Origin of the sequence: Parvimonas sp. oral taxon 393 str. F0440 (genome assembly GCA_000223315.2) — a bacterium.
GTDB lineage: Bacteria > Bacillota > Clostridia > Tissierellales > Peptoniphilaceae > Parvimonas.
Map to the genome: position 1 here is coordinate 543784 of AFUS01000005.1, position 26143 is coordinate 569926.

Genomic DNA, 26143 nt, shown 5'->3' on the forward strand with positions numbered 1-26143 from the left:
ATTTTCTTTACAAGGTGCTATGACGTGAATTATTTTATTTTTTCATTTTTATTTATCAAATCTACTATTGCTTATAAACAAGCAAAGTTAGGGCTAGATTCGCTCCACTCAGCTTCGCTTCGTTTTAGTCGAGATTATGTATTAAGGAGAATTTAAAAGGAATGTCTCCTATTGATTATAGATTACATTCCTTTGAATAATTTATTTAATTTTCAATGTTTTTATCATTGACCTTTTTCATCTATTTGTTTGCCACATTTTGTAGCATTTTTTATTTTATTTAAGTGTTTTTATTTTATTCATTTTCCTCATCAACTAAGCCTGAAAGTTTTGCAACACTGTAAGTACAAACCATATCACCTGTTACATTGTTCATAGTTTCGAACATATCAAGTATTGGGTTAATTCCTAATGCAAGACCAACTATAACAGCTATTTGTTCTGGAGAAAGTTTCATATTTTGTAAGATTATAAATAGTAACATTAAACTTCCGCCCGGAACTCCACCTGCTCCTACTGATGCAAGAACAGTTGTTAAAACTAGAACTGAAAGTGAAACAAATGTAACTTTAACACCAAACATATTTGCAGCTAAAATTGCAAACATTGGTAAGTGGATACAAACTCCGTCCATGTTGATTGTAGAACCTAAAGGTAATGCGAATGAAGAAATATTTTCACTTATTTTTAAATCTTCTTTTGCAACTCTAAGAGATACAGGAAGTGCTGCAGCAGAACTTCTTGTTACAAATGCAGTAAGCATAGGTTCTTTTATTTTCATCAATACTTTAAAAGGATTTACTCTTAATGTAAGAGCCATCATTAAAGGATAAACAATCAATACCATAGCAAAAATTCCAAGTACAACTCCTATTGTAAGTTTGATATAAGGTCCAAATAATGAAGAACCATAACTTGCAAAGTTTACTGAAGTAAGAGCAAATACCCCAATTGGAGAATATGCTAAAATCCAATCTACAATTTTAAAGATAGCTTCTTTTGCAACATCAATTATATCAAGTAAAGCCTTAACTTTTCCTGAATATTCAGCTCTTTCGGAAATCATCTTAAGTGCAAGACCAAAACCTATAGAAAATACAATAATAGCTAGGAAATTACCTTGTGCTAAAGCTTGGAATGGATTTTGGAACATACTTATAAATACATCTGTTAATGAACTATTTGCTTTACTAGCAATTTCAGAAGTGTTTTGTGGATTTATAAGAGTTTTCCAAGCAGCTTGTTGTGCTTCTCCTGATCCAGGATTAAATCCTACTGCAAGTACAGAACCTAAAACCGCAGCAAAAAGTGAAGTTAAGAAATACCAAACTATTACCTTTACCCCGATTTTTCCAAATTCCTTTGTAGGAACTGAAGCAGCCCCATCAATTAAAGACAAGAAGATTACCGGAATTACAATCATTTTTAACATTGCAACCAAAACTTGACCGAATGGGGAAACGATTTTTACATAGCCGGAGATATCAACTTTCGCCAACCATAATACTACTCCAAGTACCAAACCCGCAATAAAAGCAATGAACACTTGAAGTACAAGATTTTTTTTACTCATAATAGCCTCCTTATAAGAATTTTAACCTTGTTTCTCTATATTTACAGAAAAACAAAGTTATTAAATAATAAAATTTTTCTTGAGAATCGTCAATAAAAAATAATTATATTTTGAACTAATTCTCTATGAGACAATGATAGCATATATTTTATATATTTGTCAACCTGTTTGAATATGTTTTCATAAAAGAATTTAATAAATATTATATAAATATATTTTTTACTAATATTTTTTATTGTATGTCCGTTTCTTATCAATTTCTATTATAACAATAATATATTATCAATTATTTCTATTGTTTTATTATTTTAAATTCCTTTGAAAAGAAAATATTATAAATTAAAAAATTTTTTTAAATCTTTGTTATTCTCTATTTATTTTTTCTTCTATTTGTATTATAATATTGTTGTATTAGGATATTAAGGAGGGACATTGATGGAAAGTAAATTGGTTACTTTATTAAGAAAAGTTTTAATTGATAAAACTTTTGATTTAAAATTAGATAAAAGATTATATTCAGAATTCACTGTACTTAAAGTAAAGAAGAAAACTGTAATAATCAAAGAAAATGATAAATTGGATTATTTATATTTATTAGTGCGGGGAAGTGCAAATGTTGTTCATTTTACACCGGTTGGGGAACTAATAGTATTTAATCATATAACTAATACTTCAATTTTAGGATTGTTTGAGTTTATGGATAACAAACATGATTTCTATAAGAGTGTTGCATTCTTCAAAGATACAAGACTTATAAGAATACCTGTAGAAAGATTTGAAAAAGAACCTGAAAGTATTGAACTTTTAAAAATTTACAACCAATTTTTATTAGATTTTGCAAAACATTCAATCGCCACATTTGATTTAACTAAAAACTATGGAAGAAAGAAAAACTTAATTGAATTCTTTTTATCAAAATGTGTTGATGCTGAATTCCCTGTTAAAATTTCTTTAACTAAAAAAGTTATTTCAGACTATTTGGGAATTAACGAAAGAACAATGTACAGATATTTGAATGAATTAATTGACAGAAATTGTATTTCCAGAAAAACCGGTAAAATTATAATTTCAAAAGAAAATTATGATAATTTAGTTGAATACTCTAAGGAAAAAGGTGTAGATAACGAATAATAGGTGCCACAATGAATGAATCTATAGAAAATACAAATGTATCAAATCCGGAAATTAAAACGAAAAGATTTAACTTAAAATCATTAATTTTAGTTATAAATTATTTTATAACTCCGATTTTAATTATGGTGATATTTTTTCTTTTATTAGAAAATATGAAATTTGTTGAAACTGTTATGAATTTACCTATTGTCTATAATTTCTTTCAGAATAATAAACATTTAATAGAAAGTGAAGATATGTTTAATGACTTTCTAACAAGTGTAATTAGTTCTATTGCGACACTTATTACTTTTATAATTACTGTTTTCTTAAGTAAAAAAGAGATGACAGTATATCAATAAAAAAATCTGAATTTTCTATTAAAAAATTAATTCTAATTGGAGTAGGAATTGGTATAATTATGATTTTATGGAATATCGTAATTTCGTATGTATATCCACTATTTGGACTAAATTTTAAAAGCGAAAACACTGAGCATATTTTTGAATCTTTAAAGTTCAATAAGATATTAATAGTAAATATGTTAATTTCTGCTCCAATTGGAGAAGAGATTGTTTTTAAGTATGGTATATTTACATTTTTACATGAAATTTTTCAAAATAGAGGAAAACTCTTAAAAATATTTATACCGGCATTTATTTCTGCATTTGTATTTGCAGTAATTCACGATGGATTGTATTTAGTTCCTCTATACATATTTCCAAGTTTCATTGGATGTTTAATATATGAAAAGACAAAATCTTTATTACCTTGTATATTAGGTCATTTTCTAAATAATTTCATTGCATTAATGATGATGTTATATAGTTAAAAAGCTATTGAAGTTTTACTTCAATAGCTTTTTTGTCTAATATTAAAATATATATTTTTATTATTTTACAACTTTTGAATTAACTTCTTCTAAAATCATTTCAAGGAAGTCTTCAGATTTCATTGAACCCTTATCTCCATCTACACGTTTTCTAACGGAAACAGTTCTTTCATTTACTTCATTTTCACCTACGATTAAGCTATATGGAATTTTTGCAAGTTGTGCTTCTCTGATTTTTAAACCAATTTTTTCTGCTCTATCATCAACTGCTACTCTTATATCTTTTTTAGCAAATTCTTTTTGCAATTCAAAAGCATAGTCATTAAATTTATCAGAAATTGGTAAAATCTTAACTTGTTCAGGTGCTAACCAAGTTGGGAATGCTCCTTTATATTCTTCAATCAGGTAAGCTACAAATCTTTCCATTGTAGAAACAATTCCTCTATGAATTACAACAGGTCTGTGAGTATTCTTTCCATCTTCTCCAACATAAGTTAAGTCAAATCTTTGTGGTAATAAGAAGTCAAGTTGAATTGTAGAAAGAGTTTCTTCTAAACCTATTGCAGTCTTAACTTGAACATCAAGTTTAGGACCATAGAAAGCCGCTTCCCCCTTTGCTTCAAAGTATTCATATCCTAAGTCATCCATTGCACTCTTAAGCATTGCTTCAGCATTGTTCCACATTTCATCATCATCAAAGTATTTTTCTTTATTTTCAGGATCTCTGTAACTTAATCTGAATCTGAAATTCTTTATGTCAAAATCTTCATAAACTGATTTCATTAAATTTACAACTCTTGTAAATTCTTCTTTTATTTGATCAGGACGAACAAAGATATGAGCATCATTTAAAGTCATTTCCCTAACTCTTTGTAATCCTGAAAGTGTGCCACTCATTTCATAACGGTGCATCATTCCAAGTTCAGCAATTCTTATAGGGAATTCCTTATAACTATGAACATCATTATTATAAATTTCCATATGATGTGGACAGTTCATAGGTCTTAAAACTAATAATTCTCCATTTCCTAAGTCCATTGGTGGGAACATACTGTCTTGATAGTGATCCCAGTGCCCTGAAGTTTTATAAAGGTCAACATTTGCAAGAATTGGAGTGTAAACATGTTCATATCCACATTCAATTTCTTTATCAACTATATATCTTTCAACTACACGTCTAATTGTTGCACCTTTAGGTAGCCAGAAAGGAAGACCTGTTCCAACATTTTGGCTAATCATAAAGATTCCCAACTCTTTACCAATTTTTCTGTGATCTCTTTGTTTACAATCTTCCAAATATTCTAAATATTCGTCCAAATCTTTTTTCTTTTCAAAACTTATGCCATAAATTCTTTGTAGCATTTTATTTTTTTCGCTACCTCTCCAATAAGCACCTGCAATACTTAGAAGTTTAACTGCTTTTATTTTTTTAACATCAATAAGATGTGGTCCTCTACAAAGGTCAGTAAATTCTCCTAATTCATAGAAAGAAAGTTCTGCATCTTTGTCAAAGCCCTCAATTAAGTCTATTTTATAATCTTGACCTTTTTCTGCAAAATATTTTAAAGCAAAGTCCCTATCAACTTCTTTTCTATCAACAGAATATCCTTCCTTAACAATTTTTTTCATTTCCGCTTCGATTTTTTCTAAATCTTCCGGTGTGAATTTATGTTCTGAATCCAAGTCATAGTAAAATCCGTTATCTATTGCAGGACCTATTCCAAATTTTGTATCCGGAAATAGTCTTTGAATAGCAAGAGCCATTACATGGCTTGATGTATGCCAGAAAATTTCTTTTCCTTCTTTGTCTTCAAACTTTACGAATTTAACAGCACAATCTTCTTTTAAAGTTTCACTTAAACCTTTTATGACATCATCATTAACAACAGCTCCTAAAACATTTCTTGCAAAACCCTCTGAAATACTGATTGCCACATCTAAAATCTTTACACCTTTTTCAAATTTATGAACAGACCCGTCAGGGAATGTAACTTTAATCATTTCCATATTATCCTCCTATAAAAAAAGAGCCCCATTCCTACAAAACTGTAGGGACGATGACTCGTGGTTCCACCCTAATTACTTCTTAATTAGATAAAAGACTCAGTAATAGTTTTCGGTAAATAGCATTCTTAAATGAAATTCCAGCCACGTTTCATTCTCTCTTAAAGCGCTTAAATCCTACTCGTTACTTCAACGTCTATATTAACTTTATCAATCCTTCAAAATCAACAGTCGATTGCTCCCCTGTCTTTAAATCTTTGACAGTATAAGTATTATTTGCTTTTTCATCTTCTCCTACTATGATTATATAAGGAATATTTAATTTGTCCGCATAAGATATTTTTTTCTTCATCTTTGCGTCTTCAAAGTATATTTGTATTATTTTACCACTATTTTCAAATAAATTCAATAGTTTTATAGCATAATCATAACAATTTTCCATTGGAATAATTAAAGCATCAACACTGTTAGTTTTTATTTCTTTAAATAAGTTTTTATCAAGCAATTGATAGAACAATCTTGTAAGCCCGATAGAAATTCCAACACCCGGTAAAATCTGACTTGTATAATTACTTGCCAAGTTATCATATCTTCCACCTGAACAAACACTTCCAAGTTGTCTATAATTTTCTAAAAATGTTTCATAAACAGTTCCGGTATAGTAATCAAGACCTCTTGTAATTGTAAGATTAATCTTTATACAATCCTCTGGAATTCCAAAAAGTTTCATACAATTATAAACTTCTTTAAGTTCTTCAACACCTTTTTCAAAAAGTTCATTCTCAATTCCTAATGAATTTAGTTTTTCAATAATCTCTTCGTTACTTCCTGAAATTTTTATAAATTCTATAATTTTTTCTAAATTATTATCATTAAGACCTATATTTTTAAGTTCCTCAACAACTTTATCAAAACCAATTTTTTCAATCTTATCGATAATTCGAAGCATATCAGTCTTATTTTCTATACCCAAATTTTCAAAAAGTCCATTAATAATTTTTAAATTGCTAAAATTAATCGCAAATTTTTCATTAATAATTTTTGAAAAAATTTCATAGATTATATAAGGAAGCTCTGCATCATTTTTAATATCAAGTTTTCCATTACCGATAACATCAATATCACATTGATAAAATTCCTTATATCTCCCCTTTTGATTTCTTTCGCCACGATAAACTTTACCTATATGATATCTTCTAAAAGGAAAATTCAACTCGCTAAAATATTGAGCAACATATCTTGCCAAAGGTACAGTAAGGTCAAATCTTAAAGAAATATCCTTGCTTTCAGAATCAATTTTAAAAATTTGTTTTGTAGTTTCTCCGCCACCTTTAGCTAAAAGAATTTCATTTTTTTCAAAAACAGGTGTATCTATCGGTAAAAATCCACGTTTTTTAAAAGTATCTTCAATTATATTTTTAACATTGTCGAACAAAATTTGTTCATTTGGTAAAAGTTCCATAGTACCAACAACATTGCTCGGTTTAATAAATCCCATAATTACCTCCACAGCGAAACAATTCCACCCAAATCGACAAATGCTTCGCCTTTTGGATAGAGTATTTTCACATTTTCTTCATCAGCTACGCGTTTAATTATATCATAATCTCGATATTTTGTCACATCACCATAAAATAATAAAATATCATCAGAAACAAAACCGCAGGTTCCCCCGATAAAGCCATTTTTATATCCATTTAAAATAATTCCTTCATTTGTAACAAGTTCCACATCGATATTCTCAGCTTTTAATGTTTTATATACTCCCTCATCACTTGTTATTATATGATTTTCAAAACAAATCATACTACAATTTGCATATCCCTGATTTATCTTTAAATATTCTCTATTTAGTTTAAGTTTTTCAAAAATTTCTTTTGTGGTAAATTTTTCATTATGAAAAAAATATTTCTTATTTTTTGCAATATTTAAAACCATCTCTCCATTTTTAAAATTAGAAACATCCACCTTTTTTAAATTAAATTCACTCAAATACTTACTATAATAGTCAAAAACAGAAGACTCTATGTAAATATCGTCATCAATTTTTAGGACACTCAAATCAATATGGTCATTATAATTTATATTAAATTTTTCATTATTCAAACTTTTTATATAATCAAAATTTTCTTTTTCTAAAAGTTCAAAAAACATCGATGTTGCACAGTTGCTTACTATAATTTTTTGTAACATATTAATCTCCTAAATGGTTAAAATCTCTATATTTGGGTAATAACTGACTGAATGATTACAATGTAATTATTTAAATATAATATATTTTATCATATTTTATTTACAGGAGGAAGTTTATGTTAAAAGAATTTAAAGAATTTGCCTTAAAAGGTAATGTAATGGACTTGGCAGTTGGGGTAATTATAGGTGGAGCATTTGGAAAAATCGTTACATCTTTAGTAAATGATGTTCTAATGCCTTTACTTTCAATTTTAACAGGTGGAATTAATTTTTCAGACCTAAAAATTGTATTAAAAGCGGGAGACAAGTCTAAAGAAATTGCAGAAGTTGCTTTTAAATATGGTGCATTTATTCAAAATGTAATTGATTTTCTAATTATAGCATTTTGTATCTTTATGATGGTAAAAGCTATGAATAAGCTAACAAGAAAGAAAGAAGAAGTAGTTGAAGAAACTCCTACAGCTCCAACTCAAGAAGAAATTTTAACTGATATTAAGAATATCTTAAATGATATTAAAGAAAAACATTAATACAAAAATAGGATTTTATGTTTTTAAATCCAAAAGCCGAGTTGGAAATTCAACTCGGCTTTTATAATGCTAATTTTATTATTTGCAAATTCCTTCCATTAAGAAAATTCTAAAATCAATTTCCTTGCTTCTTCCATTCCATAAAATCTCATAGTTTTTCGGAATAAATGATGCTCTTTTAAAGTAATTTTCCATTTCTTCTCTTGAAAATCCATCATGCCCGTCAAAATTTGGAAAATCCTTATGGAAGTCCGGAGAAACTGTATCCAAATCCATTATAATTATTTTCCCATTTTCTTTTATATGTTCTCTTAACAACTTAAGCTCCGCATCTACATCTACAATATGATGAAAAGCAGTTAAACTGTAAATTACATCGTATTTTTCATTCGAATTATCCAAAAAATTTTCATCATTTATACTGATATTTTCTATTTTCATTTCATTTATTCTCTTTAAAGACTCATCTCTCATCTTTAAAGAAGTATCCATACAATCAATATGTTTTAAATCTTTAGATAATAAAGTTGCAAGAAGTCCATCTCCCGATCCGATTTCAAGAGCCTTTTTCTCTTTCAAACCTTCTCCTAAATACTTAAACATTTTTTCGTATATGGTAAAAGTTCTATTTTTTCTCTCCTCTGTGTTCCAAACTTTAGCAACTTCATCAAAATAATTATTCATACTACCCCCTAAATTTAAATAATAAGTTAATCAAGATTTCCTAGAAAACCATGGGATACATCTATTTGTCCTCTTACAATATTCCAGATATTCCTCTCCAAAAATATCTTTAAGCCATATTTCTTCCGTACTTTTCACTAAAATAGTCAAAAGAATCCAATAAATTGGAATTGTAACTAAAAAATATAAATTATTAAAAATAAAACAAATTCCCCAACAAAGAAACATAAAAGCTGAATAAATCGGATTTCTTACAATTGAAAAAACTCCCGTAGTTACCAATTTTAGTTCCTTTATATTCTTAGAAATTCTTGAATTAACAACTGCAGAAATCCACAGTCCAATACCTATAAATATACATATTATACCTATAATCATAAAAGGAATTTTTAAAAAAGGTATTTCTCCATTTTTAAAATAACCCTTGTTTTGTAAAAATATTAATATCGCTGTTATGACTAATATAATACCCACATATATTGGTCCAATTCCTAAAACTGATAATTTTTCTCTTTTCATAATTTACTCCTTAAAATTTAGGAAATCTAAAAAAATAGTAATCATTTCCCTCCATAAAATCAGTTTTTACAAAACCTCTATTAACATAAAACTTTTCAGCTCTGTAATTATATTTATGAACACCTAATGCAATAGGTCTTATTCCATATTCTTCATAACATTGTAAGATAACTTTTTCTAAAACATAAGATCCTATCCCACAACCTCTATATCTTTTATCAATAATAAATGCCATAAGCCTATAAAAAGGCTCTTTTTTCATTATTTCAGGGTCTGTACTCCATTCAATAGCTTCCCATAACAGTATAAAGCCTATGTGTTTTTCATCATATTTAATTGCATAAGTATGTCCTTTACAATTATGTTCTATTCCATAATTTGTTATTTCCAGAACTACATCCAACGAATCTACAAAATCTTCACTAATATCATCTCTTAAAATATTTTTTAAAAACCGTGAATTTTTTTCACTTACATACTCAATATTTATATTTTCTTTTATCATAATTTACTCCGGTTATTTGCTAACAAAATTATTAATCACTATAAATATATCACAATTGCAAAACAATATCAATAATTTTATAACTAAATGTATCATAGATACATTTTATATTTGCTTGCAAACAAGCAAATATATGAGATTTCCAGGACAATTGCATCAGAAGATACAATTGTTCCCGTCAGACCTACTTTTGTTTACAAGCAAATAAAGTTATGAGATTTCCATGGCGTTTATATCTTGCGATATAATCGCTACCGTCAGACCTACTTTTTGTTGTTTAAGAATAAACAACAAAAGTTAGGGCTAGATTCACTTCACTCAGCTTTGCTTCGTTTCGGTCGAAATGACGTGTCGGCATAGTTTCTTTGCAAAGTACTATGACGTTAAATATTTTATTTTAAATAATTTTTAAATATTTTTTGAAGTTTATTTACCATTCACGTCTAGCTCTAAAATGAGTACACTCCCTTATACGTCATCTCGACCGGAATGAGTGAAATGTAGTGAATCTAGCCCTAACTTTGCTTATTTAGTTATAAATAAGCAATAGTAGGTCTGACGCAAAGATTGTCCAAATCTTTGATTTGGATACAATCGACTGTGGAGATCTCACACTTCTGTTGAAAACAAAAGTGAATGTATCGTAGATACATATTTTTAACAACTTTCAATTTTGCATAAAAAAAGAATGTCCATATTTCTATAAACATTCTTGTTTTCAAATTTAAAAACTATTTAGCGTAGTCAACAACTCTTGTTTCCCTAATTAAATTAACCTTAATTGTTCCGGGATACTCAAGTTCTTCTTGTATTTTCTTAATAATTTCTTTTGAAGTTAATAACATTTTATCTTCGTCAATAACTTCCGGTTTAACCAATACTCTTATTTCACGTCCTGCTTGAATTGCAAAAGATTTTTCAATTCCGTCAAATGAATTTGCAATTGCTTCAAGATTTTCCAAACGCTTAATATAATTTTCAACAGACTCACGTCTTGCGCCGGGTTTTGCGGCTGAAATAGCATCTCCTGCTTGCACCAAAAGTGCTTCAACAGTTGAAGGTTCAACATCATTATGATGTGCTTCAATACAATGGATAACTTCACGTTTTTCTTTATATTTTTTAGCCATTTGAACACCTAATTCAACGTGATTTCCTTCCATTTCGTGATCTATAGCCTTGCCTATATCGTGTAATAGACCACCTCTTTTGGCAATTTTAACATCAGCTCCAATATCAGCAGCTAACATTCCTGCCATATGTGCAACTTCTATAGAATGTTTCAAAACATTTTGTCCATAAGAAGTTCTGTACTTTAGTCTTCCTAAAAGTTTTACAAGTTCAGGATGTAATCCATGAATATTAGTTTGATCACAGGCATCTTCTCCTGCAATTCTAATACTGTTTTCAACTTCCTGTCTTGATTTTTCAATCATTTCTTCAATTCTTGTAGGGTGGATTCTTCCATCATTAATCAATTTTTCAAGAGCAAGTCTTGCTATCTCTCTTCTAACCGGATCAAAAGAAGATAAAACAACTGCTTCCGGAGTATCGTCTATAATTAAATCTACTCCTGTTAAACTTTCAAATGTTCTAATATTTCTTCCTTCCCTACCTATAATTCTACCCTTCATTTCATCATTAGGTAAAGTTACAACACTAACTGTAGATTCTGCAACATGATCTGCCGCATATCTTTGAATAGCCGTTCCAATAATATATCTAGCATTTTTTTCTGCATTATCTCTAGCATTTTGTTCAATTTCTCTAATGATATTTGCAGCATCTTTTATACTTTCTTGTCTAACTTCTTCAAGTATAATTTCTTTAGCTTCTTCAGATGATATATTGGCAACTCTTTCAAGTTCTTCTTTTTGTTTTTCAACTAATTTTTCAATTTCAGATTCTTTAACTTCTAAAGCCTTTAATTCTTTATTTAGACGTTCATTTTTCTTATCTAAATTTTCGTTTTTCTTGTCTAAATTTTCTTCTTTAGTAATTAAACGACGTTCCAATTTTTGAATTTCGTTTCTTCTCTCTCTGTTTTCCTTATCGCTTTCTTGTTTAATTCTATGTGCTTCTTCTTTAGCTTCAACTAATTTTTCTTTTTTCTTAGTTTCAGCTTCTTTAATAGCATCTTCAACAATTTTTTTAGCGTGGTTTTCGGCGCCATTTATTAGTTTTTCTGAAGAAAATCTTCTAAAAGCATAACCAATAATAGTTCCAACAATTAAAAAACAGGAAATAATATAAATTCCCTTGGCATTAGTCTTACACACCTCCTTGTATTAAATTTTCAAGTTACAATTATCAAATCATTATTCCTTAAAATTAAATGTGACTTCTCACATCTACTATTTTACAACTTTTTTAGTGTTTTGTCAATTTAAAAAATTATATAAAAAATGTAATAATTATATATAAAACAATAATATACCTATCAAAAAATGGCGGTATAATCCGCCATTAATCTTTCTTTTTATTTAATAATTTTGTTCTAAATTCTTCCAATTCCTTTATAGTATTTAGGTTTTCAAACATATTTCTTTCGTCAAAAAATTTCCAATCTTTATATTCCAAAAATTTAAAATTGTTATCTTCAATAAATCTAACAAATTTTCGATTATCTTTGATTAACTCTTTTCTTAAATCTTCTTTCAAAGAATTTTTATAAATTGCATTCATAGGTAAAATTTTTCCATCTTCAGAAAGACAAACAATGCCGTCAAAATTTACATCAAGTTTTGAAATCAAAAATCTAATAAATTTTTCATCCATATTCGGCATATCACATGCAGTCAGAAAAGAAAAATAACTATTAGAATAGCAAAGCCCACTATGAAGTCCTGCCATAGGTCCTTTTTTGTAAAAGATATCCCTTACAACTCTAACTTTTAAATCCTTGTAATGCTCCTTATTATTTGAAACGACAACTATATCCTCAAAGATATTTTTTAAAACTTCTATTGAATTGTGTACTAAATACTTTTCTTCAAGCTCTATATATTCTTTCGGAAAAGTCATTCTTCTGGAATTTCCACCTGCAAGTATAATACAATTTATCATTATTCTACCACCAAATCAGCAAAATCTGCATCGCAAAAGTCTGCAAATTCAATAGGATTTACTATGATTGAATTTCTAACCTTACCGGCACTTACAAGAAATTTATCCATATTTTTTGCAGTCTCATCAAAAACCGTTTTAAATTTTGTCTTCATTCCAACAGGACTGCAACCACCATGAACATAACCTGTTAAAGGTTCTAAGTCTTTTTGTAAAATCATTCTAATACTTTTTAATTTAAAATGTTTACTAGCTTTTTTTAAGTCCAAATGAGAATCTATAGGAATAACACAGATATAATGATTTTTATCACTTCCTTCTAGTACAAGTGTTTTAAAACAAATATTTCTGTCTATTCCAATCTCTTCAAATTCTTTGTCTTCTTCTCTAACTACAAATTCATATTTTATTTTTTACTATCTAAAATTCTACATACATTTGTCTTACTTATCTTTTTCATCTTTATCCAAAAAAGTCTTTAAATGTTGAACTAGCATCTTTATCGCAGGAGCATTTTCTCCTCCTCGAGGAATTATTATATCCGCGTGTTTTTTACTTGGCTCAATAAATTCCTCATGCATTGGTTTAACTGTAGTTTGATATTGAGTTAAAACACTTTCAAGACTTCTTCCTCTCTTTTTTGTATCTCTTAAAATTCTTCTTATAAGTCTTTCATCTGCATCTGCATCTACATAAACCTTTAAATCCATAAGCTCTCTAAGTTTTGGGTCTTCCAAAATTAAAATCCCTTCAATTATTATTACAGGTTTTGGATAAACTCTCATAGTTTCTTTGCTTCTAGTATGCAATGTATAATCATAAATCGGTAAATCTACCGCTTTACCTGATTTTAAAATCTTTATATCCTCAATAAGTTTAGAAGTTTCAAAAGACTTTGGATGGTCATAGTTTAACTTTGCCCTTTCTTCTAAAGTCTTGTCATCATTTGACCAATAATAAAAATCATGACTAATCATAACTATTTCGTCTTTAAATTGTTCTTTTAATTTTTCAACAATAGTGGTCTTTCCGGAAGCAGAGCCTCCGGCAATCCCTACAACATAAATATCTTCTTTTTTCATCAAAAACTCCTATAAAGCAATTACTCTGTGGTAGATTTTTTTACCTTTTTTTATAACAATTTCTTCTAAATTTAAAGAAACTTTTAAATTTGTATCGGTAATTTTTTCTCCATTTAAAGAAATTCCGCCTTGTTCTATAAGTCTTCTGGCTTCTCCATTAGACTTTGAAAGTCCACAAGTTCTAATTAAATCCAAAATTCCTATTTCTTCATTTTCAAAATCTGATTTTTTAATTTCAGTTGAAGGCATATTTTCATCTAAAAGTTCTCCACTAAATAATGCTCTGGCAGTTTCCAATGCTTTTTGAGCTTTTTCTTCTCCGTGAATAATCTTAGTTACTTCAAAAGCTAAAATTTCTTTAGCTTCATTTATTCTTTCATCTTTATATTTTCCTAATTCTCTACATTTTTCAGTTGGCAAGAAAGTAAGCATTAGTAAGAATTTTTCAACATCCCTATCATCAACATTTCTCATATATTGGAAAAGGTCATAAGGTGAAGTTTTTTCTTCATCCAACCAAACAGCACCTTTTTGGGATTTACCCATTTTAACACCGTCAGCAGTTGTCAAAAGTTTAAAAGTCATAGCATAAACTTTATCTTGTTCGAGTTTTCTAACTAAATCATATCCTCCAAGGATATTGCTCCATTGGTCAGAACCGCCTAATTGCAATTTACAACCATGTTTTCTATATAGGTATAAGAAATCATAACTTTGCATTAACATATATGAAAATTCAAAGAATGTAAGACCTTTTTCCATTCTGTTTTTGTATGCATCACAAGTAAGCATCTTATTTACACTAAAATGCACTCCTACTTCTTTCATAAATTTTATAAAATTTAAGTCTAAAAGCCAATCTTTATTATTTTCTATAATTGCATTTCCGTCTGAAAAATCAATAAATCTTGAAAGTTGTTCAAAAAATCTTTGAGCATTGTGATTAATTTGTTCTTCAGTCATTACCATTCTCATATCACTTCTTCCTGAAGGATCTCCAATCATTGTAGTTCCTCCACCTAGAAGTGCAATTGGAATATGTCCATAATTTTGCATTCTCTTCATAACCATAATTTGAATAAAATGTCCAATTGTCAAACTATCTGCTGTTGCGTCAAAACCGATATAGAATTTTACTCTTTCCTTGGATAATAACTCTTTTAATTCATCTTCATAAGTAGCTTGTTCAAAATATCCTCTATCGACAAGCTCTTCAAAAACATTCTTGTATTCCATAAAAACCTCCTATAAAAAAAGACCTACAACTCTGAAAGGACGACTTATCGTGGTACCACCTTTCTTCGCATAGGCCTCATAATGTTTAAGCACAATCACTTTTGAACTCCTGTGTTGTATGCACAATCAACACTCACTATTAAATATTGAGATAATTATATATAAAAAAGCAAAAAAAGTCAACTACATTTCAATCTTTTTTACTCTTTCATCATCAAAAATTAAATCTTCCAAATGTTCTCTTTCAAAATCCACAGGAACAACCGTATAAAATCTAACTATTACAGATCTGCTCTTCTTTACAATCTCTACATTTTGAACTTCAAGTTTAAATCTTTCCAAATAATTTCTAATCTCTCTAATCGTATTAAAACTGTCCTCCAAACTTACCTCAAATGTTATAGTCAAATGGTCTTTGTTTAAAAATGCATCTTTATACATTAAAATTTGAACAATTACAATTAAAAGTGTCCCGCAAATTGCAACTGCATAAAGTCCCGCTCCCATAGCAAGCCCGATGCCGGCAGTAGCCCAAATTCCGGCAGCAGTTGTAAGACCGTTTACTGAATTATTTTTTATAAAAATAAGACCTGTGCCTAAAAAACCGATTCCTGAAACAACTTGAGATGCAATACGTGCAGCATCATACTTATCAATATCAAAAAACCATATTTAGAAATAATCATCATAAGTGCAGAAGCCAGTGCAACTATCGAGTGAGTTCTGATACCCGCTTCCTTATTTCTACTCTTTCTTTCAAAACCTATTATGGCTCCCATTACAGTTGCAAGAACCATCTTTATCAAAAATTCAAAATTTTGAAAAATTAAATCCATATATATATCCATATAATACTCCCAATTCTATTTAAAAATTACTAATCTTTTTTTACTAATTTAATTATATGTAATACTAAAAAAGTCAAATAATTCTCTTTTTATCATCAAACAAATATACTATTATTGTATAATTATATCATATTTTCATAAAAATTATTAGTCTTTTATTTACTATTTTTTATGATATAATTAATTCATAGTACAAAAGTACTAAAAAATATTGGGAGATTCAATAATATGAAAAAATTTTTAAAAAGATATTTTATATTCACTTTAATTACTTTAATTTTTTGTTCTTTCTCAGCAAAAGGAGTAAAAATAGAACAGCTAAACGAAAAATATTTCATCACAAAAGAAAAATTTTTTGTTATTAAAGAAAAAAAGAATACTGAAAATACTTCTGATTCAAAAAAATATTACTTAACTTTGTATGAAAAAGTAAAATCCGGTTCTACAGGTTATATGATATATGAAAATGTAAAAATATCTAAAAAAGATGGAAAAGAATTTATTACAGCTGATAATTTGGATATAGATTTAGAGATAATAAATGACAAAACAATAAAAGATACAAAAAACAATCTTGAATATAAATAATCCAAGAAAAAAGATATAGAATCCAATTTGGAATTAATTAAATAAAAATCACGGAAAATAATACGAAAAAAAATCAAAGCTCATCTAATTTACTTAGATGAGCTTTTGTATACTTTCAGAATTTGTGTCAAATCAGGATATATTTCTTATCTTGCAATCATATCTTTTGATATATCCACACTTCTAATATTAGTTCTAGTAATTGTTCTTGTTGTAAAACCCCAAATATTACTGTACCAATTTTTCTTCTCTTTATCATAGATAAAATGAAATCCAACCGTGAATTCTTCAGGTGTTATTGATGTTAATTGTGGTGGTTTGCTATTTTGAGGATATGTTGTCTCTTGAACCAATAAATGTCCACCTATATACATTTCATAAGTATCCCCATATTCTCTTATTTCAAATGAATTAAGGTCGAATTCCATTGAAGGATAACCTCCAACATATTCTCTGCCGTTGTTTATTAATGATTCAACTCTTTTTGCTTCAATTCTTAAAGATGGGTCTATCATTGTTGTCAATAAATTCGCATCTTTTTTTCCTCTTGATTGAACATCCTCTCTTAACAATTCTATAGTTCTTGCAATAGCAACTTCCAATAATCTTTTATCAGTAAGAGATGTACTAACATTTATCTTTTTTTCTCCTTGGTAAGTAACTCCATCAGAAATTGTATATCCCCAAGGCATTTTTGTTACAACTTTTAAAATATCACCTTGTTTTATATTTGTTCCGGATAATTTATTAAATTCTTTTACAGTTAATTCTGTATTTTTATCATTTACAAACAAGATACTGTTTTCATCTCTTGTTAAAATTTTAAAAGAACTTTCATTTGAATTTGTATCAAGTTTTTCAACTTCATTTGCAATTTGGTATTCAGTTCCCGCTCCATAAGAAACAGTTTTAATATCTGATTTTTCATCATAGAAAAGAGTAATATCTTCTTTTAATTTTATATTATTATCATAATAAAAAATTGTATATTTTCCAGGAAATAACTCATATTCTTTATCTGAAACAGCCTCTTCCTTGCCATTTAATAAAATTGTAGTTTGTACTTCATCATCCTTTTCAACTTTCAATTTTATTGGATCTAAATGAATTTTATAATCATCAAAAAGTCCTAATATTTTTCCGCTTTTTTGAAGTCTAATCGGTCTGTCACTCTTATAGTTCGAATCCTTTTTCAAATTTTCAGCATCTTCTTTAAGCCATTTTTCAATAGTCTTAAATTTAGTTTCATCTTCTTCAAAAGTTGAAATAAGATATTCTGCTTGATTTTTATCAATTCCTTTTCCATTGAAAACTATATTCGTAGTATAAAATCCAATTTTTTTTGATTCCACACCTGATAAAATAGTCGGAAGTTTTACATCTATAGAATGATATGCCTTAAGTCCAAAAAATCCGACAATTGAAATTGCCAAAAGTATGGTAAATGAAAAAAGCATTTTTAAAGTTTTTGGAATTTTCGGCATTTCATATTTATTTACTTCTTTTTTGTTCTTATCTTCCTTTAACTTTACAGTTTCTTTAGGTTTTTCAGCTTCTTTTGGTTTAATTTCCTTTTGTTCTACAGTTTCTTTAGGCACTTCAGTATCTTTTATTTCAATATTTTTACCTGAATTTTGAGCAATTTCTTCCTTATCAATATTTTCTTTTTTTCAACATTTATAGTTTCTAAGACTTCCTGTTTTTTTCTTTATTCTTTTCTTTATTTTTATTTTTAGAGGCTTTGCTCCCCCTACGACGTCTTTCGTGTAGGGGAACAACATTGCCGTAAATAAGCTGAAGTCTTTGTGTTTCTGTTAAAATTTCATCTTCTTCTTTATTTTCTTCTTTATTCTTTTTTACATTTTCATTTTTTGATTCTTCTTTTAGTTTTTCTTCATCAGTTGAAAATGTATGGTCTTCCACTTCTGAATTTATAAGATTTGATTTAAAATCTAAATCATCAATTTCATTCTCTTCTTTCTTCGTTTCGAGAACAACTTCTTCAGAAATTTCTTTTTCGGAATAATCTTCTCTCCATTGAGAATAGTCGGATAAAATAGATTTATCAAATCCTCCCTCTGAAAAATTTGAAGAATTTTTTTCAATTTTATTCTTTTTTTTGTTTTTCTTAGACACGAAAAAAACCCTCCTTAAATCTTTCCTACGCTTCTAATTCTTTTTCTAATTCGTCAACTAAACCTTTGAAAACATCTAGAGCCTTATTAATTGAATTTTTATCTTCCATATCAATTCCTGCCGCTCTTAATTGTTCTATTGGTTGATGTCTACATCCATCCTTTAAGAAGTTTCTATAATTCTTTAATGCTTCTTTATCTCCCTTAACAACTCTGCTTGACAAGAAACTTGCTGCACAGAAACTTGTTGCATATTTATATACATAAAAATTAGTGTAGAAATGAGGAATTCTTGCCCATAAGTAATTAGCTAATTCACTCTTTTCAACATGTTCTCCATAATATTTGTCGTTTAATTCACCCATAATTCTTGTGAAATCATCAGCAGTTAAGGCATTACCTGCTTCAACTTCTAGATGAGTATTTTTTTCAAACTCGCCAAACATTGTTTGTCTAAATACTGTTCCGATAAACATATTGATATAATAGTTTAAAATATAAATCTTTTCGTGTTTATCTTTAACATTTTTCAACATATAGTCTAATAGAGTTAATTCATTGAAAGTTGATGCAACTTCTGCAACGAAAATCTTATATTGTGCATATAGATAGTCATTATTTGATTTTGAATAATAACTATGCATTGAATGTCCAAATTCATGAGCTAATGTAAACATACTGTCTAATGTATCAGTATAATTCATTAGGATATATGGATCTGTATCATAACTTCCCCAAGAATATGCTCCACCAGCTTTTCCTTCTCTTGGATAAACGTCAACCCAACGATCATCAAAACCTCTATTTAAAACTTCAATATAGTCTTCTCCCAATGGCTTAAGACCTTCAGTTATCAACTCTCTTGCTTTTTCATAAGGATATTTTTGGTCAAATTCTTTTTCTAAATTTACAGAAACATCCCACATATATTGTTTGTCTTTCTTTAAAGCTTTCTTTCTTAAACCATAATATTTATGAAGAGAAGGTAGATATTCTTCAATACTTTCTATCAAAGAATCATAAACTGTTTCAGGTACACAATCTTGGAATAATTCCATATATCTGGCTGAAGGATAATTTTTAACCTTTGCAAGTATTGTTAAATTTTTAATTGCACTATATAGTGTTGTAGCATAAGTATTCTTGAAATTTGAAACAGTTCCATACATTTTATCAAATGCTTCTTTTCTTACTTCTTCATTTTCATCTAAAAGGAAAGCATTGTAATTTGCAGGAGTTAGTTTTTCACCATCTTTGCTCTCAATTTTTCCATAGTCCATATCGGCAAAACTTAACATATAGAATGAGTTTTGACCTGTTCCCATCATTTCGCTACAATTTGCAAGAAGTTTTTCTTCATCTGCACTTAAAGTATGAGGTTTAAATCTTAAAATATTTTCAAAATGTACTCTATACTTTTCATTATCTCCCTCTTTGTAAAAGTTTTCCAATTCTTCATCTGATAAACTCATTAAGAAAGGATCAAAAAATGCCATAGCAGAACCTAATCTTGTACCTAGTGAATTTACTTCTAAAGCTAATTTTTGAGATTCAGGAACTCTACTGTCTTCATCTCTTTTCATATATGAATAAGTATATAATTTTTCCATAAGTCTATTTGCTTTTTCAGATAATTCCATAATATTTTTTAAATTTTTAACAGATTTTTCTTCCTTTGTAAGTCTTTCAACAAACTCATCACAAAGTTTTATCTCTGCTCTTGCTTCATCTACATTCTTGTAGATTTTTTCTAATGACCAATTATATTTTTCCATCATAACCTCCAAATAAAAACTAAATTTTCACAAATTAATTTTACCATTTTTTAAATTTTTATCAACATATATGATAATTATTTACAAATATATATATTTTAATTATATATAATTTTTTATTGAAAACATTTTTATTATTATTTTAACTTTTTAGCACTCAAATTTCTTAACTACAAAAAAAGTTGAGAAGTTTAAACTTCTCAACCTTAATTTTTTGACCTAAAAATTATTGATCTTTTCTTCTCTTTGTAAGAATCACTCCAGCAAAACTACTAATTACTAGCATTGTAAGTCCAGTTCCAGAAATAGACATTTTTGGTAATTTTCCATTTTCGTCTTTTTTTGTAATTGTATTTGTTACTTCTACAGTTTTTCTTTATCTGTAGATTTAAGTGTAACTTTTCCATCTGCTACTGAGTAAGTTGTTTTGCATCCTTTTGCATCTGTTTCTTCTACTTTATATTCTCCAAAGTATAGTCCTTTTAATTCTCTACTTTCTCCAGGTGACAATTTGAAAGTTTCTTCATATCCATTTGGTCCTGTTACTTTGAATTCAAATTTAATAGATTTTGATGTATTTCTAGTTCCTGATGCTATTAGGTTTTTCTTTACTGTTAGCTTACCTAAGTTTTCTTCTCCGTTTACTGCTTTATTCTTTATTGTAGCAACTCCGTTTTCAACTTCGGTACTTTCTACTATAGTCCAGTTTCCATTATTTACATCATCTGCATTCTTGAAACTTTCTTTTACAATGAAAGTATAGTCCTTTCCATTGTTATCTTTTGTCTTTAAGTTTTCCCATTTTGCAGTTGTTGTTGTTCCATCTATTACTTTTACTTCTGCTTCAGGTACTTTCTCTTCTTCTCCTCCTGCTACTTTTCTGTAAAGAGTTAAGTTTATTTCAGGTCTCTTCAGCTTTCCTTCTTCCGGTCCGTCCCATTCTTTTGTTACTTCTACTTTCCCGTCTGTAGGTTGCTTATATGTGTTTGTTATATTGTTTCCGTTTTGTGTTACTGTATAAGTGTTGTTGTTAATTTTAAATTCATTATCATCATTTGCGTCTTTTTCTTTTACTGTATAATTAATTAACTTTCCACTTGTATTATATTTTTTTACTCCTGTCCATTTATAAGTAAATTGAGATGCTGTTCCATTATTAGGAGTAATTTCTAATTTATCTGCATTATCATCTGTTACATCTTTTCCATCTGCATAAAGTTTAAATTCAGGTGCAGTATGATCAGCTGTCGGTCCGTTTACCCAAGTTTTACTAGCTTCAAAATCCGTAGTATAGTCGTTATTTTCAGGTCTATTAATAATTTCAACAGAAGCTTCTTTTTTATCAACTTTAACTGTAACAATTCCATCATTTACTCCGTCACTGTCAATAAAATTAGGAGTTTTTCCTTCTTCTGTTATCTTATAAATACCATAGTGAAGACCCGTAATTTCTTTTGTTTCTCCTACACTAAGTTCATAAGTTTGTCTAAAAATTTCTTCATCTGAATATAGTGACTTTCCTACTACCGTTATAGTATACTTTGGTTCACCACTACGTAAGTTTTTAGGCAATAAACTATTCAAATTAGATATAAAATTATTAAATGGTAAATTATCATCAGGATTAAAAGTCTTCTTTATAGTAAGTTTACCATTTGCTTTTTCTTTGTTTGTTACGGTTATTGTCGTATTTAACGGTTCTCCATTAGCATTTTTTGGAACAAGCCAGTTAGACAAACTATTATCATTACCTTTTCCACTTTGTGTTCCATCCCAAGTTTTCCATTTAACATCAATATCATAATCATTTTGTTCACTTGAAGGACTTCCAGAAAATTTATTTTCAGTAAGTGTATAATGCTTATCTATACGCAAATCAGCCATAACTCTTGCTGCATTGCCTTTAACTTCATAATCTTGATTAAATGCGTTATCTTCTTGTAATTTTAAATTAAAATTAAATTTTCTCTCATCACTGCTTGGAATTTTATTTCCTCTGGAATCTAAAAGTACTTTTTCCATTTTTATGATTACAGGCTTTGCATTTGGCTTTGGAAAAGCAGGAGTTTGTTTATTTCCATTAATATCTATATAGCTTACACTTGCATTTCCATTTGTATCATAATGTCCATTTGCATCAGGTTCTACATTTAAAATATCGTCATTAATAACCACACGATACTTTAACTCTGCATACTTAATATCTGAACCCTCTTCAATTGGAGTAGTTACTGTTCCGGGATTCCATATCAATTTGTGTGGAGTTACACTTGTATCATAAGTCGGTGCGGGATTTTCCGGAACTGCCTTGATATTAGAAACTTCTCCTACAGGAATTTGAAATCCGGCTCCCATCGGATCGGTAACATGAGCATCTTTCATAGCAGATGAAATCTTTCCTGCTATTTCATTAAAAATCTTATTTAATTCTGCCGGTGTTGCATTGTAAGACTGTCCCGGAGATGCTACAGCATTCAATACTTTAGTTCCTGTTTGTCCCGCTTCTAAAGCGATAGACCAAATACTATAACCCGAAGTTTTAGCATATTTTGACTGTGCAATTGCATTATTTCCATGATTGTGATACAAATAATATTTAAAAGGTTTCCATTTTTTCCAAATTAAACCATTTCCATTTCCTATTCTCTCGTCTGTAAATGCTTCTTTAGGAATATTAATATCAGGATTAATTTCATTAGAGAAATAATCATCTGCATTATATCCATTACCAATTAAATAACTGAAAGTAGGTTCACCATCTGAAAGAAAAACAATATGTTTATTGTCTGCATTGGAATTTGCAAGAATAGCTTCCGCTTGTTTAATTCCGGACTGTGTAAATGTTCCACCATCCGCATAAATCCTATCTACAGCATTTTTCAAATTCTCCTTATTATTTGTTAATCCTTGATCCGTTCTAACATCAGATGCAAAAGATACAATAGAAATACGAGTATTATTACTTGGCAATAATTTATCAATAAATTCACGTGCAGCCTCTTTTGCTTTTTTCATACGAGAATTGTCATTCATACTACCAGAACGGTCTATAACTAAAACAATATCTGATTTTTTGCTGACATCTTTAGCTTCCATACGAAGAGTTACATCAAAAGTATTAAGTTTTCCTTCAACTTTTTTTACTTCCTTAAACAGCATTACCTCTCCAGGTCTTGTCGGATGATCAACTCCTATAACAGGTGAATTGTTGGCACGTTTTAAATTTTTCTTGCTTCCAACTGTAGTATGAGTACCACTTGATTTATTATCATTTCTTTGAGCAAAAGATATACCTGATAAAACTACAGGCATTAGTATTGATAATATTAGCGATACTATAATCATCTTCTTGCATTTCCTTAAAATTCTCATTTTTTCTCCCCTTCCATAAATATTAATTTAATATTAATTTTTGTAGTAAAATACATCAACAACTCTCGCATTACTCTACTAATCAAAACTAAATACTTAAATTATTTTTTTAATAAAAAATAATGAATACTCAATCTCAATTTATATTATATATACTTATATGTATATTTGTCAAGTTTTATATAGATTAATTTGATAAAATTTTTAATATAATCTATATAAAATTTACCATAATATATAAAATTTCTAATTTTTTAATTTTACGGATAAAGAAATTTTTTATAAATTTTAATCTCTAAACATTTGTAATTTTTTATAAAAAAAAGAATGTCTGCACATTCTTTTTTAAATATTTTAATCTATTGTATATTCAATCCAGCCCTCAGATTTTCTTTTAATAATTTCTCCTATTCCGGCTGATACTATTTGAATATTTTTTTGCTCATAATTTGGTTTTAATCCGTTTAAAGCATTTTTACAGAGTTTAACTTGTAAACTTTCATCCTTAAAAAACTCATCTTCTTCTAAGAAATGTGTAACTACATTACCTGCACAAACAATTTCAATCTCGCAAGTATCTCCCGTTTCTTCACAATATCTTCTGTAATTTACAATTTTAGCTTTTAATTTATCTATGAGTTTTAATCTTTCAATTCTAAATATCACCTTATAATTCATATTATCTCCTAATATCCAAGTTCTATTGCCTTATTTACAAGTTTTTTTACAAGTGGAATCATTTCAGCCGCTAATTTATTTTCCTCTTCAAAAAATGCAGTACATACAATTGTAGGATTATCTACAGGATAAAAAAGAGTTACCCAAGAGTGAATTTTATCTTTTGTTTTTTCAGCGGTACCGGTTTTACCTGCAACTTTCTTTCCTCTTATAAATCCAACAAAGTTTTTATCTCCTGAAGATTTTAAATAATCTTTCATTGTATCCATTACTTGTTTATCAGCAACTTTTGATAAAACTTCAGGTGTAGTTTTTTCGATTATTTTTCCGTTCGGATCTAAAATTTCTCCTACAATATAAGGTTTCATCATATTTCCGCCATTTGCAATTGCACTTGTAAACATTGCTACATGTAATGGAGTAACTAAGTCTTTTCCCTGCCCGAATGCTCCGGTTGCAAGTTCCAAAGCAGTAGTTTTATCATTATATGGAATTGGAGAAATAGCAGTTTTTAATTCGAAAGGAATCTCTTGACCGAACATAAATCTTTTACTAACATCAATCATTGCATCAACACCTATTTTTTGTACCTGATCAGCAAAATATGTGTTTGAAGATTTAACTAATGCTTTTCTCAAATCTATATTTCCATTTGCTTCCTTTGCGTAGTTGTTTATTTTGTAATGGTCAATAGTTGTTGAACCTTTATCATTATAATTCAAGTCGCTACCACTTAGTTTTTCAAGCAATGCAGTTCCTGTTATTAATTTATAAACAGATCCCGGTGGAAAAAGTCCTGCAATACTTCTTGATAAAAGAGGTGCATTTTCTTCATCGGCGATAATATTTTTCCAATTAGCTTCTATTGTATTCGGGTCAAAGGTCGGTCTGTCCGCCATTGTGATTATTGAACCTGTTTGTGGATTCATCAAAATCATAGAGCCCTTATGTCCTTCTAAAAGTGAAGAAGCATATTTTTGCAATTCAGAATTTGTAGTCAATTTTACTGAGTTACCCTCTTTTTGATCTATCAAAATTTTCTTTAATTCACCAATAGGAGTTTTATCCTGTTTATTCAAAAGAGTTGTATTAAATTTTTTCTCAATTCCTGTCTTTCCATATTTTTTGCTGTTATATCCGACTATATGGGCATAGGATTCTCCATAAGGAAAATATCTATATTTATCCCCATTTTCGTCAGTTTTAGTTTCAGCTAAAATATTTCCTTCAGAATCTAAAATATTTCCTCTTTTTAATTTGTTATCATCAACCCAATTTCTTTTATTGTCATCAGAGTTTTTAAGTTTATCAGCTTTTACAACTTGAAAATAAGTCATATATCCAAGAATTAAAATAAATAATAAACTTATAAAAGTTAAAACTCTTTTATATCTTTTAATTTCAACCATA

25 protein-coding genes are annotated in these 26143 nt (G+C 28.5%); 5 read left to right on the forward strand and 20 right to left on the reverse strand.

Annotated elements, in window-relative coordinates:
• Window positions 1–295: 295 nt before the first annotated feature.
• Window positions 296–1573 carry a dicarboxylate/amino acid:cation symporter gene (locus tag HMPREF9127_RS07110; protein ID WP_009448895.1) on the reverse strand — a complete coding sequence of 426 codons (1278 nt, stop codon included), beginning with the start codon at window positions 1571–1573 and terminating at the stop codon, window positions 296–298.
• A gap of 435 nt (window positions 1574–2008) precedes the next feature.
• Here HMPREF9127_RS07110 and HMPREF9127_RS07115 point away from each other — a divergent pair, with 435 nt between their 5' ends.
• The 3 genes from HMPREF9127_RS07115 to HMPREF9127_RS09615 are packed head-to-tail and all read left to right on the forward strand — an operon-like array spanning window position 2009 to window position 3518.
• Window positions 2009–2704 carry a Crp/Fnr family transcriptional regulator gene (locus HMPREF9127_RS07115; protein WP_009448759.1) on the forward strand — a complete coding sequence of 232 codons (696 nt, stop codon included), beginning with the start codon at window positions 2009–2011 and terminating at the stop codon, window positions 2702–2704.
• An 11-nt stretch (window positions 2705–2715) separates the two neighbouring features.
• Window positions 2716–3048, forward strand: coding sequence for a hypothetical protein (locus HMPREF9127_RS09610; protein WP_009448581.1), 333 nt, complete (start codon window positions 2716–2718; stop codon window positions 3046–3048).
• A gap of 59 nt (window positions 3049–3107) precedes the next feature.
• Window positions 3108–3518: a CPBP family intramembrane glutamic endopeptidase gene (locus tag HMPREF9127_RS09615; RefSeq protein WP_009448688.1), complete on the forward strand. Its 411-nt coding sequence runs from the start codon at window positions 3108–3110 to the stop codon at window positions 3516–3518.
• Window positions 3519–3578: 60 nt separating this feature from the next.
• On the opposite strand, the gene thrS is transcribed toward HMPREF9127_RS09615, so the two are convergent.
• The 3 genes from thrS to HMPREF9127_RS07135 all read right to left on the reverse strand — a co-directional run bounded on the left by thrS (window position 3579) and on the right by HMPREF9127_RS07135 (window position 7715).
• Entirely contained in the window at window positions 3579–5525 is a 1947-nt protein-coding gene (gene thrS / locus HMPREF9127_RS07125; protein WP_009448737.1) for a threonine--tRNA ligase, read from the reverse strand.
• A 193-nt stretch (window positions 5526–5718) separates the two neighbouring features.
• Window positions 5719–7020 (reverse strand): histidine--tRNA ligase, encoded by a 1302-nt coding sequence (gene hisS, locus HMPREF9127_RS07130; RefSeq protein ID WP_009448723.1) that lies wholly within the window; start codon window positions 7018–7020, stop codon window positions 5719–5721.
• A gap of 2 nt (window positions 7021–7022) precedes the next feature.
• The gene (locus tag HMPREF9127_RS07135; RefSeq protein WP_009448674.1) at window positions 7023–7715 is read right to left on the reverse strand and encodes a DUF6873 family GME fold protein; all 693 of its coding nucleotides are present in this window, start codon (window positions 7713–7715) and stop codon (window positions 7023–7025) included.
• Between the two features lie 116 nt (window positions 7716–7831).
• Between HMPREF9127_RS07135 and mscL the strand changes: the two genes are divergently transcribed.
• Window positions 7832–8245 (forward strand): large-conductance mechanosensitive channel protein MscL, encoded by a 414-nt coding sequence (mscL, locus tag HMPREF9127_RS07140; protein WP_009449054.1) that lies wholly within the window; start codon window positions 7832–7834, stop codon window positions 8243–8245.
• Between the two features lie 78 nt (window positions 8246–8323).
• On the opposite strand, the gene HMPREF9127_RS07145 is transcribed toward mscL, so the two are convergent.
• The 10 genes from HMPREF9127_RS07145 to HMPREF9127_RS09625 form a co-directional block, all read right to left on the reverse strand.
• A complete protein-coding gene (locus HMPREF9127_RS07145; RefSeq protein ID WP_009448838.1) occupies window positions 8324–8929 on the reverse strand; it encodes a class I SAM-dependent DNA methyltransferase in 606 nt (201 codons plus the stop codon).
• A gap of 30 nt (window positions 8930–8959) precedes the next feature.
• On the reverse strand, window positions 8960–9448 hold the full coding sequence (locus HMPREF9127_RS07150; protein ID WP_004831831.1) for a methyltransferase family protein: 489 nt from the start codon (window positions 9446–9448) through the stop codon (window positions 8960–8962).
• Window positions 9449–9458: 10 nt separating this feature from the next.
• Window positions 9459–9953, reverse strand: coding sequence for a GNAT family N-acetyltransferase (locus HMPREF9127_RS07155; RefSeq protein WP_009449144.1), 495 nt, complete (start codon window positions 9951–9953; stop codon window positions 9459–9461).
• 731 nt (window positions 9954–10684) lie between these two features.
• Complete coding sequence (rny, locus tag HMPREF9127_RS07160) at window positions 10685–12232, reverse strand: ribonuclease Y (RefSeq protein ID WP_009448744.1); 1548 nt, start codon at window positions 12230–12232, stop codon at window positions 10685–10687.
• Window positions 12233–12419: 187 nt separating this feature from the next.
• The gene (locus tag HMPREF9127_RS07165) at window positions 12420–13019 is read right to left on the reverse strand and encodes a molybdenum cofactor guanylyltransferase (protein ID WP_009448784.1); all 600 of its coding nucleotides are present in this window, start codon (window positions 13017–13019) and stop codon (window positions 12420–12422) included.
• Window positions 13019–13429: a YbaK/EbsC family protein gene (locus tag HMPREF9127_RS07960; protein WP_482198271.1), complete on the reverse strand. Its 411-nt coding sequence runs from the start codon at window positions 13427–13429 to the stop codon at window positions 13019–13021. The genes HMPREF9127_RS07165 and HMPREF9127_RS07960 overlap by 1 nt, the downstream gene beginning before the upstream one ends.
• A 33-nt stretch (window positions 13430–13462) precedes the next feature.
• A complete protein-coding gene (gene udk / locus HMPREF9127_RS07175) occupies window positions 13463–14101 on the reverse strand; it encodes a uridine kinase (protein WP_009449027.1) in 639 nt (212 codons plus the stop codon).
• 9 nt (window positions 14102–14110) lie between these two features.
• Window positions 14111–15337 (reverse strand): tyrosine--tRNA ligase, encoded by a 1227-nt coding sequence (gene tyrS / locus HMPREF9127_RS07180; protein WP_009448746.1) that lies wholly within the window; start codon window positions 15335–15337, stop codon window positions 14111–14113.
• A 183-nt stretch (window positions 15338–15520) separates the two neighbouring features.
• Window positions 15521–16009: an MgtC/SapB family protein gene (locus HMPREF9127_RS09620; protein ID WP_482198272.1), complete on the reverse strand. Its 489-nt coding sequence runs from the start codon at window positions 16007–16009 to the stop codon at window positions 15521–15523.
• On the reverse strand, window positions 15934–16185 hold the full coding sequence (locus HMPREF9127_RS09625; RefSeq protein ID WP_009448630.1) for an MgtC/SapB family protein: 252 nt from the start codon (window positions 16183–16185) through the stop codon (window positions 15934–15936). Before HMPREF9127_RS09625 ends, HMPREF9127_RS09620 begins: the two co-directional genes overlap by 76 nt.
• Window positions 16186–16413: 228 nt before the next feature.
• On the opposite strand from HMPREF9127_RS09625, the gene HMPREF9127_RS07190 reads away from it, so the two are divergent.
• Window positions 16414–16773, forward strand: coding sequence for a hypothetical protein (locus HMPREF9127_RS07190; protein WP_009448484.1), 360 nt, complete (start codon window positions 16414–16416; stop codon window positions 16771–16773).
• Between the two features lie 146 nt (window positions 16774–16919).
• Here the strand turns inward: HMPREF9127_RS07190 and HMPREF9127_RS07195 are convergent, their stop codons facing one another.
• The 6 genes from HMPREF9127_RS07195 to HMPREF9127_RS07220 form a co-directional block, all read right to left on the reverse strand.
• Window positions 16920–18371, reverse strand: coding sequence for a TcaA second domain-containing protein (locus HMPREF9127_RS07195; RefSeq protein WP_009449044.1), 1452 nt, complete (start codon window positions 18369–18371; stop codon window positions 16920–16922).
• Between the two features lie 88 nt (window positions 18372–18459).
• Entirely contained in the window at window positions 18460–18909 is a 450-nt protein-coding gene (locus HMPREF9127_RS07200; protein ID WP_009448636.1) for a hypothetical protein, read from the reverse strand.
• Window positions 18910–18934: 25 nt separating this feature from the next.
• Window positions 18935–20683 carry an oligoendopeptidase F gene (gene pepF / locus HMPREF9127_RS07205; protein WP_009448903.1) on the reverse strand — a complete coding sequence of 583 codons (1749 nt, stop codon included), beginning with the start codon at window positions 20681–20683 and terminating at the stop codon, window positions 18935–18937.
• A 363-nt stretch (window positions 20684–21046) separates the two neighbouring features.
• Complete coding sequence (locus HMPREF9127_RS07210; RefSeq protein ID WP_009448894.1) at window positions 21047–24055, reverse strand: VWA domain-containing protein; 3009 nt, start codon at window positions 24053–24055, stop codon at window positions 21047–21049.
• 354 nt (window positions 24056–24409) lie between these two features.
• Window positions 24410–24733 (reverse strand): DsrE family protein, encoded by a 324-nt coding sequence (locus tag HMPREF9127_RS07215; protein ID WP_009448978.1) that lies wholly within the window; start codon window positions 24731–24733, stop codon window positions 24410–24412.
• 8 nt (window positions 24734–24741) lie between these two features.
• Window positions 24742–26142 (reverse strand): peptidoglycan D,D-transpeptidase FtsI family protein, encoded by a 1401-nt coding sequence (locus HMPREF9127_RS07220; protein WP_009449104.1) that lies wholly within the window; start codon window positions 26140–26142, stop codon window positions 24742–24744.
• Between the last annotated feature and the right edge of the window lies 1 nt (window position 26143).